Origin of the sequence: Streptomyces cyaneofuscatus (genome assembly GCF_000718135.1) — a bacterium.
GTDB lineage: Bacteria > Actinomycetota > Actinomycetes > Streptomycetales > Streptomycetaceae > Streptomyces > Streptomyces cyaneofuscatus.
Map to the genome: position 1 here is coordinate 227103 of NZ_JOEM01000016.1, position 17701 is coordinate 244803.

Below are 17701 nucleotides of genomic sequence, written 5' to 3' on the forward strand. Positions count from 1 at the left end.
AAAGATCGGGCTGACTGTCAGAGGTGACGGGTAGGCTCGTATGCAAGATGACAGAGGACCTCTCACCAGCTGAGCGATACCAGGCATCCCGCGCCCGTGCGGCCGAGATGGCGACGGCCCTCGGGCCCTTCCGGGAGATGTACGAGTTCGGACTGGACCCGTTCCAGATCGAGGCCTGCCAGGCCCTTGAGGCGGGCAAGGGGGTGCTGGTCGCGGCCCCGACGGGGTCGGGCAAGACGATCGTCGGCGAGTTCGCCGTGCACCTGGCCCTGGAGCAGGGCCGCAAATGCTTCTACACCACGCCGATCAAGGCGCTCTCCAACCAGAAGTTCGCCGATCTGGTCAAGCGGTACGGCGCGGACAAGGTCGGCCTGCTGACCGGCGACAACAGCGTCAACTCCGAGGCGCCGGTCGTCGTGATGACCACCGAGGTCCTGCGGAACATGCTGTACGCGGGCTCGCAATCGCTCTCCGGCCTCGGCTATGTGGTCATGGACGAGGTGCACTACCTCTCCGACCGCTTCCGTGGCGCGGTGTGGGAGGAAGTGATCATCCACCTGCCGGAGTCGGTGACTCTGGTGTCGCTGTCGGCGACCGTGTCCAACGCCGAGGAGTTCGGCGACTGGCTGGACACCGTGCGCGGCTCCACCGAGGTGATCGTCTCCGAGCACCGGCCCGTACCGCTCTGGCAGCACGTCATGGCCGGACGCAAGATGTACGACCTCTTCGAGGAGGCCACCGACCACGGGGGCCGCGGCGCCGGACGCCGTGAGGTCAACCCGGACCTGGTCCGTCTCGCCCGCCAGGAGAACCAGCAGGGGTACAACCCCCGCGACCGCCGCCGGGGCAAGATGATCCGGGAGGCCGACCGCGAGCGCGAGCGGCGTCAGCGCAGCCGGATCTGGACGCCCGGCCGGCCCGAGGTCATCGAGCGGCTGGACAACGAGGGCCTGCTGCCCGCCATCACGTTCATCTTCAGCCGGGCGGGCTGCGAGGCCGCCGTCCAGCAGTGCCTGTACGCCGGGCTCCGGCTCAACGACGAGGACAAGCGCCGGCTGGTGCGCGAGATCGTCGAGGAGCGGACGGCCTCCATCCCCGGCGAGGACCTGCACGTCCTCGGGTACTACGAGTGGCTCGAAGGGCTGGAGCGGGGCATCGCCGCGCACCACGCGGGCATGCTGCCGACCTTCAAGGAGGTCGTGGAGGAGCTGTTCGTACGGGGACTGGTGAAGGCCGTTTTCGCCACCGAGACCCTCGCGCTCGGCATCAACATGCCCGCACGCTCCGTGGTGCTGGAGAAGCTCGTCAAGTGGAACGGTGAGCAGCACGCCGACATCACCCCCGGCGAGTACACGCAGCTCACCGGCCGGGCCGGGCGGCGCGGCATCGACGTCGAGGGCCACGCGGTGGTCCTGTGGCAGCGCGGCATGGACCCGACGGCGCTGGCCGGCCTCGCGGGCACGCGTACGTATCCGCTGCGCTCCAGCTTCCGCCCCTCGTACAACATGGCCGTGAACCTGGTGCAGCAGTTCGGGCGGCACCGGTCGCGGGAGCTGCTGGAGACCTCGTTCGCCCAGTTTCAGGCCGACAAGTCGGTGGTCGGGATCTCGCGGCAGGTGCAGCGCAACGAGGAGGGCCTGGAGGGCTACAAGGAGGGCATGACCTGCCACCTCGGTGACTTCGAGGAGTACGCGCGGCTGCGCCGCGACCTCAAGGACCGGGAGACGGAGCTAGCCAAGCAGGGTGCGGCGCAGCGGCGGGCGGCGGCGGCCTCCTCGCTGGAGAAGCTGAAGCCGGGCGACGTCATTCATGTGCCGACGGGGAAGTTCGCGGGTCTTGCACTGGTGCTGGATCCGGGGCTGCCCGCCGGGCGGGCCAACGGGCACCGCGGGTTCGACCACCACGACGGGCCGCGTCCGCTGGTGCTGACCGCCGAGCGGCAGGTCAAGCGGCTGGCCTCGATGGACTTCCCGGTGCCGGTGGAGGCGCTGGACCGGATGCGGGTGCCGAAGTCCTTCAACGCACGCTCGCCGCAGTCCCGGCGCGATCTGGCCTCCGCGCTGCGGACCAAGGCCGGGCACATCGTGCCCGACCGGCACCGCAAGGGGCGGGCGCCGGCCGCCGACGACCGTGAGATCCTCCGGCTGCGGACCGAGCTGCGGGCGCACCCGTGCCACGGGTGCGACGAGCGGGAGGACCACGCGCGGTGGGCCGAGCGCTACCACCGGCTGCAGCGGGACACGCGGCAGCTGGAGCAGCGGATCGAGGGGCGGACGAACACGATCGCCCGGACCTTCGACCGGATCGTCGCGCTCCTGACCGAGCTGGACTATCTCCGCGGCAACGAGGTCACGGAGAACGGGCGGCGGCTGGCCCGGCTCTACGGGGAGCTGGATTTGCTCGCCAGTGAGTGTCTGCGGGAAGGGGTCTGGGAAGGGCTCAACCCAGCTGAACTGGCCGCGTGTGTCTCAGCGTTGGTCTTCGAGGCGCGGCAGGCCGATGACGCGGTCGCACCCAAGCTGCCGTCCGGGCCCGCCAAGGTCGCCATGGGCGAGATGGTGCGGATCTGGGGGCGGCTGGACGCGCTGGAGGAGGACTTCAAGATCAACCAGACGGAGGGGGTCGGGCAGCGTGAGCCCGATCTCGGCTTCGCCTGGGCGGTCTACATGTGGGCCTCCGGGCGCACGCTGGACGAGGTGCTGCGCGAGGCGGAGATGCCGGCGGGGGACTTCGTGCGGTGGTGCAAGCAGGTGATCGACGTGCTGGGGCAGGTGGCTGCGGCGGCTCCTCGGGAGGGGAGTGCGGGGGCGAGTTCTGTTTCCCGGAATGCGCGGAAGGCGGTTGATGCGGTGCTGCGGGGGGTTGTGGCGTACAGCTCTGTCGGCTGACGCGGGTGAGGGTGGGGCGGTGTGGGGGGTGGGCGCCTGCGGCGGGCCTGTTCCCCTACCCGCCCCTTCCCGAAACCGGGGCTCCGCCCCGGGCCCCGCTCCTCAAACGCCGGAAGGGCTGGATTTGGTGCGGCTCCTCATCGCCGCTCCGGCGCAGACCAGGCCCAGCAGTACCGTCAAGCCGCCGACGATGATGTTGTTGACGATCACTCCGGCGTCGGGGCTGCTCCCGACCACCCAGGTCGACACGATCACCCACGCACCGATCGCGCACATCGCCCAGCTCAGGCCGTACATCCGCTCCGGCATCATGGTGAAGCCGAGGGCCAGGACGGCGATCGCGATACCCATCACCAGGTTGTGCGTCACCAGGGCGGGCTGGCTGGTCGTGAAATGGAGCACCCAGGGCGAGACGGCGCAGTAGAGGCCGACGAGGAACACCGGCGCGTCCACCAGGGCCACATCGCGGCCGCCCATCACCTTGTCGTACCGTGCGCTCATTTCGGAGGCGTCGGGGTGGCCCGCCATGTCACCCCTGATGCCACTCCTGGCGTCTGAGACGTTGCTCATGAGATTTCGTCTCCTTCGGTCCTGCGGGCCCCGACGCCGTGCGGAGTGTGCGCCAGGCACCCATATGCCTATTCTGCTCTTATCTGCCCCTTATGTGCATCCTTGAGAGACATGCTGTTCAGTCGTTCCGCCAGGGACGGCGAAGGGCGGTGGGCCGCGATGTTCCGCGGCCCACCGCCCTTTGTCACGCCTCTGCGGCTACTGCCCTGCGGTTACTTCGGGGGCATCAGGACCGAGTCGACGATGTACACCGTCGCGTTGGCGGTCGGGACGTTGCCGCAGACGACCTTCGAGGCGTCGTTCACGGTGTACTCCGTGCCCGAGCCGGCCGTCGTCAGCTTGCTCTTCTCCAGGGTGTCGAAGGAGCCCTTCTCCAGCTGCTTCGGCGTCAGCTTCTCGCCCACCACGTGGTAGGTGAGGACCTTGGTGAGCTCGGCCTTGTCGGCCAGCAGCGCGTCCAGGTCGGCCTTCGGGATCTTGGCGAACGCGTCGTTGGTCGGGGCGAACACCGTGATGTTCTCGGCGCTGTTCAGCGTGTCGACCAGGCCGGCCTGCTTCACGGCGGTCACCAGCGTCGACAGCTCCGGGTTGTTCGACGCGGCCGTCGCGACCGGGTCCTTCGCCATGCCGTCGAACGAGCCCGCGCCGTCCTGCGGCACGGACGCACAGCCCGGGCCGAACGGCTTGTCCATGGTCATGGAGTCGTCGGCCGAGGCGCTCGTCGACGCGGCCGCGCTGGGGGTCGAGCCCGCCGCCGAGTCCTTGGAGGAGTCGCCCGAGGAGCAGGCGGTCAGGGCCAGCGGCAGGACGGCGGCGGTGGCCACGGCGACGGCGGTGCGACGGAAGTTGAGGGTGTTCATGGTGTTTCTCCTGGATCGAAGGTACTGAGCGGGGGAGGGGATGAGATGAATGGTGCTCAGGGGTGGCGGAGGGGAAGAGGTGGCGGCAGCGGGTGGTGCGGGGCGGCGTCCGGCGTTCCGCCGTCCGTCCCGTGGTCCGTCTCCCAGCCGCGGGAGACGGACCCGGTGCCGGAGCCGGTCGTCCGACCAGGAGCCGCCTCGCTCCTGCGGCCGGCCCGGCGCCCCTGACCGGTGGCGGCGCACCGCACGAACGGCTCCCCGGCCGTCCGGGCGGCGCTGCCGCCGCCGACCGCACCGCAGACCGGGACGGTCCGCCGGCCCGCCCCGCCCACCGCGGTGACCGGCGCCGGCCGGTGCACGTGGGGCGCGGAGGGCGAGGGGGCGGCGCACCGGGCACGGGGCCCGGTGGCCCGGCCGCCGGGCGCGGCGAACGTGGCGCGCGCCGGGCGGGACGGACGGGACCCGAGGGCCCCGTCCGTCCGCGGAGTGTTCCGATCTGCTCTCACGTAAGGGATTCGGCGCGGGGCTCCCCGCGGATTGGTCCGACGGGGGCATTCACTCGATCGAGTTAGTTCCGATCATCGACCAATCCTTCCGGCCACCTGCGACGAATGGAGTGCGAGGAGCGTCTCCGTACTGCTCCGAACAGCGCAGAAGGACCGGAGGGAGCCCGGGATGGCAGGGGAGCGGCGGCGGACAGCCGTGGTGGGGAGCGGAGTGGCGGGACTGACCGCCGCCCACGTCCTGCACAAGGCGCACGACGTCACGCTGTACGAGGCGGACGACCGTGTCGGCGGCCACGCCCACACGCATGAGCTGGCGGCGTCCGACGGCCGGGTGCACCGCGTCGACTCGGGCTTCATCGTGCACAACCGGCGGACCTACCCCCACCTGCTGCGGCTCTTCGACGAACTGGGCGTCGCCACCCAGGAGTCGGAGATGTCGATGTCCGTACGGTGCGAAGGGTGCGGCCTGGAGTACGCGGGCGCCCGCGGGCCCGCCGGACTCTTCGCCCAGCCCCGCTCGGCCCTCCGCGGCCCGTATCTGCGGATGCTCGCCGAGGTGACCCGCTTCCACCGCGCCGCCCGCGCGCTGCTGGAACTGCCGGAGAGCCCGGCCACCGACATGACGCTGGGGGAGTTCGCCCGGCGCGGCCGCTTCTCCCCGTACTTCCACGCCCACTTCCTCACCCCGATGGTCTCCGCCGTCTGGTCCTGCGACCCGGTCACCGCCCTGCGCTACCCGGCCCGCTACCTCTTCGCGTTCCTCTCCCACCACGGCATGCTCACCATCGGCGGCTCCCCGGTCTGGCGGACCGTCACCGGCGGCTCGCGCGCCTACGTCGAGCGCGTGGTCAAGCAGCTCACCGCCGTCCACACCGCGACCCCGGTCCGCGCCATCACCCGCCACCCGGACGGCGTCGAGCTCACCACCGAGGACGGCACGACCACGCCGTACGACGCCGTCGTCATCGCCACACACCCCGACCAGGCGCTCCGGCTGCTGGCCGACCCGACCGACGCCGAACGCGACACGCTCGGCGCCTTCACGTACTCCCGGAACCCGACGCTCCTGCACACCGACACCACGCTGCTGCCCCGCAGCCGGGGTGCCAGGGCCTCCTGGAACTACCTGATGCCCTCCTGCGCCGCCGACGCCGACCGGGTCACCGTCAGCTACGACATGAACCGGCTCCAGCGGCTCGACGCGCCCGAGACCTTCGTCGTCACGCTGAACGGCTCCGACCGGGTCGACTCCGATTCCGTACGGGCCCGCATGGTCTACGAACACCCCGTCTACACCCCGGAGTCGGTGTCCGCGCAGGCCCGGCTGCCCGCCCTCTCCGGGGCCGTCACCGCCTTCGCGGGGGCGTACCACGGCTGGGGCTTCCACGAGGACGGCTGCCGCTCCGGGGCCGAGGCCGCCGCCGCCCTGGGGGTGACGTGGTGAGCGGGGCCGCCTTGTATCCGTGCACCATCACGCACGTACGGACCAAGCCAAGCACGTACGCGCTGCGGCACCGGACCTACCTGTGGCTCATCGACCCGGACGCCCCGCCCCGGCTGCCGCGCGCCCTGCGGCCGCTGGCCCGGTTCGAGGCACGGGACCACTTCGGCGGGACCGCGCCCACCATCCGGGCCGGGCTGAGCCGGTTCCTGGAAGCCCGTGGGGTGGACCTCGCCGACGGCGCCGTCACCATGCTCACCCAGGCCCGGGTCCTCGGCCATGTCTTCAACCCGCTCACCGTCTACTGGTGCCGCCGCGCCGACGGCTCCCCGCTCTGTGTCGTGGCCGAGGTGCACAACACGTACGGGGAGCGGCACGGCTATCTGCTGCACCCGGACGGCGAGCACCGGGCCACGACCGGCAAGGAGTTCTACGTCTCGCCGTTCTTCCCCGTCGACGGCGGGTACCGGATGCGGCTGCCCGAACCGGGTGAGCGGCTCGATCTGAGCGTCCATCTGGAGCGCGAGGGCGGGCGTCCGTTCACCGCGACCGTACGGGGCACCCGCCGCCGGGCCACCCCCCGGGCGCTGGTCCGCCTCGCCCTGCGCCACCCCTTCTCCACCGTCGCCGTCTCCCTCGCCATCCGGCTGCACGGCATCCGGCTCTACCTGCGCGGCCTCCCCGTGCAGCCCCGTCCCCAGCACCGCCCACAGGAAGGCATGCAGTGACCGCGCCCACCCACCAGCTGCCGGCAGACCGGACCCCCGACCCGGCAGCGCCCGTCCCCGCGCAGAGGGGCCACGACCATGGACCGGCCGGCCGGGCGGACCAGCGGCCCCCCGCGACCGACCCCGAGCGCTGGCCCGACGTCGTGGCCCGGCCCCGCGCCTCGCGCGCCCGGACCGCCGTCGCGGAACGCATCGTCCGCCGCGCGCTCGCGAAGCTCCCCCTGCGCGCCCGGCTCGGCGGCGTGGAGGCCATCGGCCTCGGCGGACCGCTCATGGACATCCGCGACCCCGGCGCCTTCTTCGGCCGGATCGGCGCGAGCGGGCTCATCGGCTTCGGCGAGTCCTACATGGCCGGTGAGTGGGACGCTCCCGACATGGTCGCCGTCCTCACCGTCCTCGCCGACAACGCCGCCGAACTGGTCCCCGCCCCGCTGCAACGGCTGCGCTCCCTGTGGGCGTTGCGCAAGCCCGAGGCGCAGCTCAACACCCCCGAGGGCTCGCGGGAGAACATCAGCCACCACTACGACCTCTCCAACGACCTCTTCGCCCTCTTCCTGGACGAAACGCTCTCCTACTCCTCCGCCGTCTTCCGCGGCTTCCCCGCCGAGCAGGCCCTGCTGCCCGCCGCCCAGCACCGCAAGATCGACCGGCTGCTGGACACCGCCGGGGTCCGCGAGGGGACCCGGCTCCTGGAGATCGGCACCGGCTGGGGCGAACTCGCCATCCGGGCCGCCGCCCGGGGCGCCCGGGTCACCACCGTCACCCTCTCCGCCGAACAGCGTGAGCTGGCCCGTACGCGCATCCGCGAAGCCGGGTTCGCCGACCGGGTCGAGGTCCGGCTCTGCGACTACCGGCAGGTCACCGGCGACTACGACGCCATCGTCAGCGTCGAGATGATCGAGGCGGTCGGCGAGGAGTTCTGGCCCGTCTACTTCCGGACCCTGGACCGGCTGCTCGCCCCCGGCGGCCGGATCGCCCTCCAGGCCATCACCATGCCGGACGACCGGCTGCGCGCCAGCCGCTCCACGTACACCTGGATCCACAAGTACATCTTCCCGGGCGGACTGCTGCCCTCCACCGAGGCCATCGAACGGGTCACCACCGAGCACACCCGGCTGCGGACCGCCCAGCGCATCGGCTACGGCGCGCACTACGCCGAGACGCTCCGCCTCTGGCGCGAACGGTTCACCGAGCGCTCCGCCGAGGTCGACGCCCTCGGCTTCGACGCCGTCTTCCGCCGTATGTGGACCTTCTACCTGGCCTACTCGGAGGCGGGCTTCCGCTCCGGCTACCTCGATGTGCAGCAGCTGCTGCTGACCCGTGAACCGAACCAGCAGGAGACCCCGTGACCACCACCGCCAGCAGGCCGCCCGCGAAGACCTCCGCCCGCCGCACCCCCACCGGCGCCGCCCAGCGCCTCGAACCCCTGGCCGAGCGGCTGCTCGGCGGCGGGCTGCCGGTCCGGGTCCGGATGTGGGACGGCAGCGAGGCCGGGCCCGAGGACGCCCCCACGGTCCATGTACGCTCCCGGCGCGCCCTGCGCCGCCTGCTCTGGGAGCCGGGCGAACTCGGCCTGGCGGAGGCGTACATCACCGGCGAGATCGACCTCGACGAAGACCTCGGCGACGGGCTGCGCGCCATGCGCCGCGCGATGGAAGAACGCGGTCTCACCCCGCCCGCGCCCTCCCTCGCCGACCGCCTCAGCGCCGCGGGCACCGCCCTGCGCCTCGGCGCCGTAGGACCCCGCCCGCCGGTCCCGGCGGCCCGGGCCGGGCTGCGCGGGGCGCTGCACAGCAAGGCCCGGGACCGGGCGGCGATCAGCCACCACTACGACCTGTCCAACGCCTTCTACGCGCTGCTCCTCGACGAGACCATGGCGTACTCCTGCGGCTACTGGACCAGCGACGCCCCCGGCTACGGCCCCGCCGACGCCCAGCGCGACAAGCTGGAGCTGATCTGCCGCAAGCTCGGACTGCGGCCCGGTGCACGCCTGCTGGACATCGGCTGCGGCTGGGGCTCGCTGACCCTCCACGCGGCCCAGCACCACGGTGTCCGGGTCACCGCCGTCACGCTCGCCGCCGAACAGGCCGCGTACGTACGGGAGCAGGTGACGGCACGCGGTCTGGAGGAGCTCGTCGAGGTCCTCAACATCGATTACCGGGACATCGCGGAGCGGCCGGAGACCCGGGGCACGTACGACGCCGTCTCCACCATCGAGATGGGCGAGCACGTCGGGGACGCCGAGTACCCCGCCTTCACCCGCATCCTGCACGACTCGCTGCGGCCCCAGGGCCGGGTGCTGGTCCAGCAGATGTCGCGCGGGGCCGACGCCCCGGGCGGCGGCGCGTTCATCGAGTCGTACATCGCCCCGGACATGCACATGCGGCCGGTCGGGGAGACCGTCGGTCTGCTGGAGGGCTCCGGGCTCGAGGTGCGGGATGTGGAAGCGCTGCGCGAGCACTACGTCCTGACCGTGGACGCCTGGCGGCGGACGCTGGAGGAGCGGTGGGCGGAGTTCGTCGCGCTGGTGGGGGAGGAGACCGCGCGCGTCTGGCGGCTCTATCTTGTCGGCGGCGCGCTCGCGTTCGAGGAGCGGCGCATGGGCGTCGACCAGATCCTGTGCGTACGGCCCGACCGGGCGGGCAAGGCCGCGATGGAGCCCACCCGGGCCGGCTGGTACGGAGCGGGCCGGTGAGCGGTTTCGACTGGGCCGCGTTCGCGAGCGGGCTAGCGGGCGCGGCCGGCGCCGCCCTCGCCGTCATGCTGGCCACCTTCGCCGTCGCCCTCAAGAAGGGCGTCCACCGCATCGTGGACGTCGCCTGGGGCCTCGGCTTCGCCGCCGTCGCCCTTGTCTCGTACGGCCTGTCGGCCGGGGACGGGGACTCCACGCGGCGACTCGTGGTGACCGTCCTGACCGTGGTCTGGGGCCTGCGGCTCGCCGTCCACATCGGGCGGCGCGGGCGCGGCCACGGGGAGGACCCGCGCTACGAGAAGATGCTGGCCAAGGCCCCCGGCAACCCCCAGCTCTACGCCCTGCGCAAGGTCTACCTCCTCCAGGGCGCGCTGGTCTGGCTGATCTCGCTGCCGGTCCAGGCCGCGCACCATCTGACCGGGCCTCTGGTGTGGTGGGCCTGGGCGGGTGCGGTCCTGTGGGCGGTCGGGCTCGCCTTCGAGGCGATCGGGGACCACCAGCTCGCCCGGTTCAAGGCCGACCCCGCCAACAAGGGGAAGATCATGGACCGGGGGCTGTGGTCGTGGACCCGGCACCCGAACTACTTCGGTGACTTCTGCGTCTGGTGGGGCCTGTTCCTCTTCGTCTGCCAGGCACCCGCTGCCGCCGCCGCGACGGTCGTGGCCCCGCTGGTGATGACGTTCCTGCTGACCAAGGGGAGCGGGGCGGCCCTGCTGGAGCGCCATATGGCCGACCGCCCTGGGTTCGCCGAGTACCAGGCCCGTACCAGCGGGTTCTTCCCCCGGCCGCCGCGGCGCGGCTGACCTCTACCGAGGGCCTGTACGCGCTCCCGCGTCCAGGCCCTCACTCCAGCCCGCGCGCCTTCTCGAACCGTGCCCGCGCCTCGCCCAGGTCCACCACCGGCTCCGGATAGTCCAGCGTGTCCTTCACCTTCCACGGCTCGTGGACCGCGGACCCCTTCACCTCCGCCAGCTCCGGCACCCACCGTCGTACGTAATCGCCGCGCGGGTCGTAGCGCTTGGCCTGGGTCACCGGGTTGAGCACCCGGTTGGGCCGGGTGTCCGTCCCCGTGCCCGCGACCCACTGCCAGTTGAGCTGGTTGTTCGCGATGTCGCCGTCGACCAGCAGCTCCAGGAAGTGCCGGGCGCCGACGCGCCAGTCCACGTACAGCGTCTTGGTGAGGAAGCTCGCGGCGAGCAGCCGGCCCCGGTTGTGCATCCACCCCTCGTGCGCCAGCTGCCGCATCGCCGCGTCCACCACGGGGTAGCCGGTGTGCCCGGTCTTCCAGGCGGTGATCTCGTCCTCGTCGGAGCGCCAGCGGTCCTGTCGCGGCCGGTAGTCGGACCAGGAGGCGTCGTGGCGGGCCGCGAGGACCTGGTGGTGGAAGTCGCGCCAGGCCAGCTGCCGGACGAAGGCGTCGCCGCCGGGTCCGCCCTTCTCCTGGGCCCGGGTGGTCAGTTCGGCGGCGGAGACCGTACCGAAGTGGAGGTGCGGGGAGAGCCGGGAGGTGGCGTCCCCGGCGAGGTCGTCGTGGCCGTCGGCGTAGTCGCCCATGTCGTCCTTCAGCCAGGACGTCACCAGCTTGCGGCCGGCCTGCTCGCCGCCCTCGGCCAGGCCGGGCGAGACGTTCTTGACGTCGTCCCGGGCCGGGAGCGGGTCGGAGGCGAGCTCGCCGTCCGGCAGCCGGACCGTGCGGGGTGCGGTCAGTGTGCCCCGTACCCCCGCCGCCTCCCAACGGCGGAAGTACGGGGTGAACACCGCGAAGTGGTCCTTGCCCGCCGGGACCACCCGGCCCGGAGCGAGCGCGGTGACCACCGCGTCATGGATGCGCAGCTCACAGCCGCTGTCCGCCAGGGCGGTACGCAACTGCTCCTCGCGCCGGGCCGCGTACCCGCTCACCCCGGCGGCCATGTGCACCGCCCCCGCCCCGGTCTCCTCGACCAGCCGGCGGACCTCCTTGGCCACCGTGCCCGTACGGACGATGAGGCGGCCGCCCCGTTTCCGCAGCCCGGCGTCCAGGTCCGCCAGGCAGTCGGCGAGGAAGGCGAGCTTGTTGGGGGCGTCGAACCCGGCCCGGTGGACGCCGTCGTCCCGGACGAAGAGCGGGACGACCCGGTCCGCGTCCCGCAGGGCGGAACGCAGCACCGGGTTGTCGTGCAGACGCAGATCGGAGGTGAGCAGCACCACCGCGACGTTCATGGAACGCATGCTCCTTGCAGAGGGGGGTAAGCGAGCGGTCAGGCGGTCGGGAAGTCCATCAGGGCCACCGGGTCGGATGTCGGTTCGGCCGATCCGCCCGCCGGTTCGACCGTGATGCCCATACCGGTCGCCCGGTCCACGGGCCCGTCCAGCAGCACCGCGTCATCGCTCGCCGCGGGATCCATCAGACCGGCCGAACGCATCGTGCCCTCGTCGTTGAACCAGATCTGGTAGACCTTGCCGCTCGGTGGCCGCTCCATCCCCGAGGCGAGGAACACCGCCCGGTTCTCCTGCTGCGAGACGACGACGGTGCCGCGAGCGCCGCCGGTCAGCTCGCCGGAGCTGGTCTTCGCGTCCGGCGCGGAGAGCACCTGGGCCAGCTGCTCGTTCTGCCGCTGGGCCTGGTTCGCCTCCTGGCGGGCGTCCTGCGCCACCTGGTTCTGCCACACCGCCACTCCGCCGAAGGCGGCCGCCGCCGCGATGCAGGCGGCCAGTGCGTAGGTGGTCCAGCGGCCGGTGCGGGCACCGCCGCCCGTACGTCCTGGTCTGCCGTGCGACGGAACCTCCTGGCGTACGGTCGTGATCTCCCGCAGGACCCTCTCGCGCAGCTCGCGCGGCGGGCTCTCGGCCACGGCGAGACCGAGCCGGGCGGCCGTGGCCGACAGCTCCCGCACCTCCTGGGTGCAGGCCTCGCAGTCGCTCAGATGCCGCTCGAACTCGCGGCGCTCGTCGTCCGGCAGCGCATGCAGGGCATAGGCCCCGGTCAGCGTGTGCAGATCGGCCGTGGTCATGCGCTCACCCCCAGGCAGTCGCGCAGCCGGATGAGGCCGTCGCGGAGTCGTGTCTTGATGGTGCCCAGCGGCACGGTGAGGAGTTCCGCCACCTCACGGTAGGTCAGGCCCCGGTAGTAGGCCAGGGTGACGGACTGCCGCTGGAGTTCGGACAGCGTCCGCAGACAGCGGCGGACCTGCTCTCTCTCCAGCCGTGTCTCCACCTGTTCGGATACCTCGTCGAAGGCGGGTGTGCGGTCCAGGAGCGCCGCCTTGTGCTCCCGCGCTGCCGATGCCTCCGCCGAGCGGACCCGGTCGACGGCCCGGTGGTGGGCGAGGGTCAGCACCCAGTTCATCGCGCTGCCCCGGGAGGACTGGAAGCGCGGGGCGGTACGCCACACCTCGACCAGGACCTCCTGGGCGACCTCCTCCGACTGGGCCGGGTCGCGCAGGACACTGCGTACGAGGCCGAGCACGGGCCCGGAGACCGCGTCGTACACCTTGGCGAATGCCTCCTGGTCCCCGCGCGCGACCATCACCAGGAGCTCCTGGAGGTCGGGCCCTGGCGTGGGCACCCCGCTGATCTGTACGGCTTCGTTCACGCGGGTTTCCTCCCGGGACGTCATCGGTTCCAGGAGTGATTCGGAGCCGGTGGCCGTGCGGATTGGTCCAGTGCCCGCGATCTTTCCAGAACCGGTCCCGCCCGGCCGGGCGACGCAGCGGCGCGATTCAGCCCTCTTGCTCCCGCGACTGGTCCGCGCCCCGCCGGACGGCGCCCTGCCGGACGGCGCGCAGGGCGAGGAAGACCAGCAGCCCGAACGGCGAGAGCAGGATCGTGAACACGAGCAGCGGACCCATCAGCCAGGGGGAGAGCCCCAGCTTCCGGCTCTGGAGGAACATCCACTGGCCGACCAGCAGGTCCCAGGCGATCACCTGCGCCCACAGGGCTCCGGCGCCCTCGGCCAGCGCCGCCAGCTCCCGGAACGTGTCGATGTCCGGGCTGCTCACCGCCGTCCAGAGCTCCGGGAAGACCTGAACGGCCAGGACGGTGTAGACGGCGAGGAGCGGCAGGACCGTGAGTGGTGAGGAGGCGATCCGGGTGGTGAGGGACCAGGTGGGAGCGAAGATCATCAGCAGCCAGAAGGGGGCGGCCAGATAGAACGTGATCTCGAAGAGGGTGCCGGTCATGCCGTGAACTCCTTGCTGTCGGAAGCCGGTTCGGTCTCTGTGCGTACGGATTCGGGTTCGGGCGCGGTGCGCAGCGCCGCCCACACCCCGGCGGCCACCGCCGCCAGGAGCACGCCGGCGGCCATGAGCGTGGGCGCGTCCGGGTGGACCAGGGGCTGACCCCGTAGGGCCTGCCAGGTGGTCAGCGCGACGAGGCCGGCGTATCCGGCGGTCGCCACCCGTATGAGCCGCAGCCGCACCCGTGCGTCGCCCAGCCGGGCGATCCGGGGCGCGAGCAGCACCAGGGCGATCAGGAACAGCGGGATCAGCTGGAGCGCGTGCATGCCCACGAAGTGCGGGATCCGCAGGTCGCCGCCGGTCGTGGACCAGCCGGTCAGCGCCATCGCGGGCCCGCCGTCCGGCACGCCGACGGAGTGGGCGCCGATCACGTCGGCGGTGTCCAGGTTCCCGGCGGCCCGCTGCTCCGCGGTCGGCTGCGCCATCAGGAAGCCGAGCCCCGCGCCCACCAGGGCGATCAGCACACCGCCCTGGATCGCCCAGGCCGTCGCCCGGTCGGCGAGCCGGGTGCGCAGCAGCAGGACGGCGATGACCAGGGTGGCCGCCCACAGGACGACGATGGTGAGCCCCATCACCGTGTACAGGCTCGCGTCGAACGGGGTCTCGGCGTTGAAGTGGCTGCGCTTCCCCCGGATGACCTGCCCGGTGATGATCACCATCTCGACGAGGCTCGTGAGGACGACCACGTTCCCCGCCCACCAGCCGGTCCGGCGCCCCCAGGTCGTCTGCGCGAGCATCCAGGCCAGCGTCAGGCCGTAGGCGGCGAAGGAGACGAAGAACTTGAACGGCTTCGCCCAGATCGGGGCGCCCACCAGGACCCGGTCGTCGACCGCGAGGCCGACGGCGGAGACGAGGGCCCACAGGGCCATCACGGCGGAGAAGACGACTAACGGGCGATGCCAGGAACGCCACGACGACATGGAAGACCCCCTGAGACGACTGTATGGATAGTGGCGCTTACCGCTATCCGGTAGGGGCACTATCTATGATGGCGATCTGATCTGGCAAGGGCGGAAAGGCGAACACGCGGTGCGCATCGGCGAGTTGAGTCGTAGGTCCGGGGTTCCGGTACCGACGATCAAGTTCTATGTACGGGAACGACTCCTGCCGGCGGGGGAGCTGACGAGCCCCAACCAGGCGGACTACGGCCCCGGACATGAACGGCGGCTGCGCCTGATCCGGGTCCTGCTGGAGGTGGGCGGCCTCTCGCTCGCGGCCATCGGCGAGGTCCTGGAGGCGGCGGACGACCCTGAGCAGCCGGTGATCAAGGTGCTCGGCCGGGCGTCGGAGGGAGTCCCTCCGCTCGGTGAGGGCGAGGCCGGGCCGGAGCTGGAGCAGGCCCGGGAGGAGGTGGCCGAGCTGCTGCTGCGGCGCGGCTGGCAGATCGAGGAGGGGGCCACGGCCGCCGAGTCGCTGGCCGGGGTGATCGCCGCACTGCGCCGGGTCGGGCACGGCGGATTCGCCGAACTGATGGACGTCTACGCGGACGCGGCCGAGTCGGTCGCCCGCGCCGACCTCGACTACGTACAGCGTCGGGTGGCCCGTGAGGAGCTGGTGGAGAGCGTGGTCGTCGGCACGGTCCTGGGCGAGGCGATGTTCGGCGCGCTGCGCAGGCTGGCGCACGAGGATGTGTCGGTCCAGCGCTACGAGTCACGGGTGGCCGGCGGAGGTGCTCCCCCGGGCGCCTGACCTCGCCCCCCGCTGCCGACTGCGGTGGCGGCCCCGCAGGCACGCGCCGACCCCGCCCGCCGGGAAAAGAAACGGCGGACGGGGTCGGGTGCGGTCCTGACGGAAGGCTTCGGGGGGCTTCGGAAGGCTTTACGCGGCCGCTGCCGGGCCCTCCTGCTCGCGCTCCACCTGCTCGTTCCACTCGCGCTTGACCGCGCGCCAGGCGTCGTCGTTCTGGCCCAGGCGCCAGTAGCCGGAGATCGACAGCTGGGCGAGCGGGATCTGCCGCTCCACGCGCAGGTAGCGGCGGATCTCCTTCACGAAGGCCGCCTCCCCGTGCACGAACGCCTGGACCTCGCCCTCGGGGAAGTCCAGCTCCTTCACCGCGGCGGTCAGCAGCTCGCCGACCGGCCGGTCGCCGCGGTGCAGCCAGGTCACGGCCACCCCGTCGGGCGTCACGATCTTCTGCTCCTCGGAGGCGTCCGGCACCTCGACGAACGCGTGCACCAGGGCGCCCGCCGGCATCTGCTCCAGCGACGCGGCGATCGCCGGGAGGGCGCTCTCGTCGCCGGCCAGGAGGTGCCAGCCGGCCGAGGCCTGCGGCCCGTAACCGCCGCCGGGGCCGAGGAAGGTGACCTGCTCGCCCACCTGGGCGCGCTGCGCCCACGGTCCGGCGAGGCCCTCGTCGCCGTGGACGACGAAGTCGACGGCCATCTCCCGGGCCACCGGGTCCCAGGAGCGGATCGTGTACGTACGGGTCGTGGGCCACAGCTCGCGCGGGTGGCTCTCACGGATGGCGGCGATGTCGAACGGGTGCGCGTAGTCGGCGCCCTCGGGCGCGAAGCACAGTTTGATGTAGTGGTCGGTGAAGCCGTCCAGGGAGAAGTCGGCGAGCCCCTCGCCGCCGAGGACCACGCGCACCATGTGCGGGGTGATCTGCTCGGTGCGCACGACCTGCGCCCCCTGGGCCTTGGGTCCTTGCCGGGCCGGCCGCTCTGCCACGAGGTACTCCCTGGGTTGTGACGTACGGGCCCGCTCGTCGGTGGACGGGTGCGTGCGGCGTACGTATCGGCGCCCGGGGCAGGACACCTCCGGCCCCGATGACTTAGGTATGCCTAAGTTAACACCTCAGGCCTGGAGTGTGGTGAGAAGCCGCTGAAGCGCCCCGCCCAGCCCCCACTGCTCGGCAAGCGCTTCCAGCGCGGCCGGGTCGCGCGGCTCGCGCGGCAGCGCCGGGTCGAAATCGGGCAGCGGCACGTCCTGGGCCACCCGCACGACCTTCGGCGCAACCGCCACGTAGTCCCGCGCCTCGTCCAGCCGCTTGCGCTGCGAGGGGGTGAGCTTCGCCTTGGGGTCGTCCACCGCCGCCATGATCCCGGCCAGGTCCCCGTACGCGTCCAGCAGCTTCGCCGCCGTCTTCTCGCCGATGCCGGGCACGCCCGGGAGCCCGTCGCTCGGGTCGCCGCGGAGGAGGGCCAGGTCCACATAGCCCGCGCCGTCCACCCCGTACTTCTCGCGGAGCCACGCCTCGTCGGTCATCTGGAGCGTGCCGACGCCCTTGAGGGGATAGAGCACCCGCACCTGCCGGGCGTCGTCGACCAGCTGATAGAGGTCGCGGTCGCCGGTCACGATGTCCACGGGCCCGGTCGCCCGGGCGGTGAGCGTGCCGATCACGTCGTCCGCCTCGTACGGCGTGACGCCGACGCGGGCGATCCCGAGCGCTGCCAGCACGTCCTCGATGATCGGGACCTGCGGGGAGAGCGTGTCGGGGATCTCCTCCTCGTCGGTCTGCCCCGCGGGCGTCTCGACGGCCACCCGGTGCGCCTTGTACGTCGGGATCAGGTCCACCCGCCACTGCGGACGCCAGTCGTTGTCCCAGCAGGCGACCAGCTCGTCCGGCCGGTGGTCCTGCACCAGGCGGGCGATGAAGTCGAGGAGGCCGCGCGCGGCGTTGACCGGGGTCCCGTCCGGCGCGCGCACCGAGTCGGGGACGCCGAAATAGGCGCGGAAGTAGAGGGAGGCGGTGTCGAGGAGCATCAGGCGTCGCGTCACGGAACCGATGATGCCCCACACCACTGACAGTCGCCGTCGATGGCTCCCGGTGACCGGAAAACGCCCAGGTCAGTGACCTGGA

At 72.1% G+C, this 17701-nt stretch carries 17 protein-coding genes; 7 read left to right on the top strand and 10 right to left on the bottom strand.

Translation table 11 applies throughout. The annotated features are described in order from the left end of the window. Window positions 1–47 precede the first annotated feature (47 nt). Window positions 48–2888 carry a DEAD/DEAH box helicase gene (locus tag IF17_RS0125540; protein ID WP_030570247.1) on the top strand — a complete coding sequence of 947 codons (2841 nt, stop codon included), beginning with the start codon at window positions 48–50 and terminating at the stop codon, window positions 2886–2888. Between the two features lie 102 nt (window positions 2889–2990). Here the strand turns inward: IF17_RS0125540 and IF17_RS0125545 are convergent, their stop codons facing one another. The 3 genes from IF17_RS0125545 to IF17_RS0125555 form a co-directional block, all read right to left on the bottom strand. Beyond that, window positions 2991–3458, bottom strand: a complete 468-nt coding sequence (locus IF17_RS0125545) for an SPW repeat protein (RefSeq protein WP_030570250.1) — start codon at window positions 3456–3458, stop codon at window positions 2991–2993. Window positions 3459–3670: 212 nt separating this feature from the next. Next, window positions 3671–4318: a fasciclin domain-containing protein gene (locus tag IF17_RS0125550; protein ID WP_030570253.1), complete on the bottom strand. Its 648-nt coding sequence runs from the start codon at window positions 4316–4318 to the stop codon at window positions 3671–3673. A gap of 56 nt (window positions 4319–4374) precedes the next feature. Continuing rightward, window positions 4375–4824 carry a hypothetical protein gene (locus IF17_RS0125555; protein ID WP_157851172.1) on the bottom strand — a complete coding sequence of 150 codons (450 nt, stop codon included), beginning with the start codon at window positions 4822–4824 and terminating at the stop codon, window positions 4375–4377. Between the two features lie 169 nt (window positions 4825–4993). On the opposite strand from IF17_RS0125555, the gene IF17_RS0125560 reads away from it, so the two are divergent. Genes IF17_RS0125560 through IF17_RS0125580 form a run of 5 tightly spaced genes read left to right on the top strand, consistent with a single transcriptional unit; the run spans window position 4994 to window position 10488 of the window. Further along, window positions 4994–6268, top strand: coding sequence for an NAD(P)/FAD-dependent oxidoreductase (locus tag IF17_RS0125560; RefSeq protein ID WP_030570259.1), 1275 nt, complete (start codon window positions 4994–4996; stop codon window positions 6266–6268). Continuing rightward, window positions 6265–6993 (top strand): DUF1365 domain-containing protein, encoded by a 729-nt coding sequence (locus IF17_RS0125565; protein WP_030570262.1) that lies wholly within the window; start codon window positions 6265–6267, stop codon window positions 6991–6993. The genes IF17_RS0125560 and IF17_RS0125565 overlap by 4 nt, the downstream gene beginning before the upstream one ends. After that, window positions 6990–8342, top strand: coding sequence for an SAM-dependent methyltransferase (locus IF17_RS0125570; protein WP_030570264.1), 1353 nt, complete (start codon window positions 6990–6992; stop codon window positions 8340–8342). Before IF17_RS0125565 ends, IF17_RS0125570 begins: the two co-directional genes overlap by 4 nt. Further along, entirely contained in the window at window positions 8339–9688 is a 1350-nt protein-coding gene (locus IF17_RS0125575; protein WP_030570267.1) for an SAM-dependent methyltransferase, read from the top strand. Before IF17_RS0125570 ends, IF17_RS0125575 begins: the two co-directional genes overlap by 4 nt. Further along, a complete protein-coding gene (locus IF17_RS0125580) occupies window positions 9685–10488 on the top strand; it encodes a DUF1295 domain-containing protein (RefSeq protein ID WP_030570270.1) in 804 nt (267 codons plus the stop codon). Before IF17_RS0125575 ends, IF17_RS0125580 begins: the two co-directional genes overlap by 4 nt. Before the next feature lie 40 nt (window positions 10489–10528). Here the strand turns inward: IF17_RS0125580 and IF17_RS0125585 are convergent, their stop codons facing one another. From IF17_RS0125585 to IF17_RS0125605, 5 genes are all read right to left on the bottom strand, one after another. Next, complete coding sequence (locus tag IF17_RS0125585; RefSeq protein WP_030570273.1) at window positions 10529–11884, bottom strand: cryptochrome/photolyase family protein; 1356 nt, start codon at window positions 11882–11884, stop codon at window positions 10529–10531. 38 nt (window positions 11885–11922) lie between these two features. After that, window positions 11923–12675 carry an anti-sigma factor gene (locus IF17_RS0125590; RefSeq protein WP_030570276.1) on the bottom strand — a complete coding sequence of 251 codons (753 nt, stop codon included), beginning with the start codon at window positions 12673–12675 and terminating at the stop codon, window positions 11923–11925. Continuing rightward, window positions 12672–13256: a sigma-70 family RNA polymerase sigma factor gene (locus IF17_RS0125595; protein ID WP_030570279.1), complete on the bottom strand. Its 585-nt coding sequence runs from the start codon at window positions 13254–13256 to the stop codon at window positions 12672–12674. The genes IF17_RS0125590 and IF17_RS0125595 overlap by 4 nt, the downstream gene beginning before the upstream one ends. Window positions 13257–13383: 127 nt before the next feature. Further along, a complete protein-coding gene (locus IF17_RS0125600; protein WP_030570282.1) occupies window positions 13384–13842 on the bottom strand; it encodes an ABA4-like family protein in 459 nt (152 codons plus the stop codon). Continuing rightward, window positions 13839–14819, bottom strand: coding sequence for a hypothetical protein (locus IF17_RS0125605; RefSeq protein ID WP_030570286.1), 981 nt, complete (start codon window positions 14817–14819; stop codon window positions 13839–13841). The genes IF17_RS0125600 and IF17_RS0125605 overlap by 4 nt, the downstream gene beginning before the upstream one ends. A 109-nt stretch (window positions 14820–14928) precedes the next feature. Between IF17_RS0125605 and IF17_RS0125610 the strand changes: the two genes are divergently transcribed. Further along, window positions 14929–15588 (top strand): MerR family transcriptional regulator, encoded by a 660-nt coding sequence (locus tag IF17_RS0125610; RefSeq protein ID WP_030570289.1) that lies wholly within the window; start codon window positions 14929–14931, stop codon window positions 15586–15588. A gap of 129 nt (window positions 15589–15717) precedes the next feature. On the opposite strand, the gene IF17_RS0125615 is transcribed toward IF17_RS0125610, so the two are convergent. Both IF17_RS0125615 and IF17_RS0125620 read right to left on the bottom strand, forming a co-directional pair. Further along, window positions 15718–16569, bottom strand: a complete 852-nt coding sequence (locus tag IF17_RS0125615; RefSeq protein WP_030570292.1) for a siderophore-interacting protein — start codon at window positions 16567–16569, stop codon at window positions 15718–15720. A 126-nt stretch (window positions 16570–16695) separates the two neighbouring features. Continuing rightward, on the bottom strand, window positions 16696–17604 hold the full coding sequence (locus IF17_RS0125620; protein WP_030570294.1) for a 5'-3' exonuclease: 909 nt from the start codon (window positions 17602–17604) through the stop codon (window positions 16696–16698). Window positions 17605–17701 lie beyond the last annotated feature (97 nt).

Excerpts from the sequence above, each read along its gene's own strand:
- IF17_RS0125540 (WP_030570247.1), top strand. The coding sequence starts at position 48 with ATGACAGAGGACCTCTCACCAGCTGAGCGATACCAGGCATCCCGCGCC.
- IF17_RS0125545 (WP_030570250.1), bottom strand. The coding sequence starts at position 3,458 with ATGAGCAACGTCTCAGACGCCAGGAGTGGCATCAGGGGTGACATGGCG.
- IF17_RS0125550 (WP_030570253.1), bottom strand. The coding sequence starts at position 4,318 with ATGAACACCCTCAACTTCCGTCGCACCGCCGTCGCCGTGGCCACCGCC.
- IF17_RS0125560 (WP_030570259.1), top strand. The coding sequence starts at position 4,994 with ATGGCAGGGGAGCGGCGGCGGACAGCCGTGGTGGGGAGCGGAGTGGCG.
- IF17_RS0125585 (WP_030570273.1), bottom strand. The coding sequence starts at position 11,884 with ATGAACGTCGCGGTGGTGCTGCTCACCTCCGATCTGCGTCTGCACGAC.
- IF17_RS0125590 (WP_030570276.1), bottom strand. The coding sequence starts at position 12,675 with ATGACCACGGCCGATCTGCACACGCTGACCGGGGCCTATGCCCTGCAT.
- IF17_RS0125600 (WP_030570282.1), bottom strand. The coding sequence starts at position 13,842 with ATGACCGGCACCCTCTTCGAGATCACGTTCTATCTGGCCGCCCCCTTC.
- IF17_RS0125605 (WP_030570286.1), bottom strand. The coding sequence starts at position 14,819 with ATGTCGTCGTGGCGTTCCTGGCATCGCCCGTTAGTCGTCTTCTCCGCC.
- IF17_RS0125620 (WP_030570294.1), bottom strand. The coding sequence starts at position 17,604 with ATGCTCCTCGACACCGCCTCCCTCTACTTCCGCGCCTATTTCGGCGTC.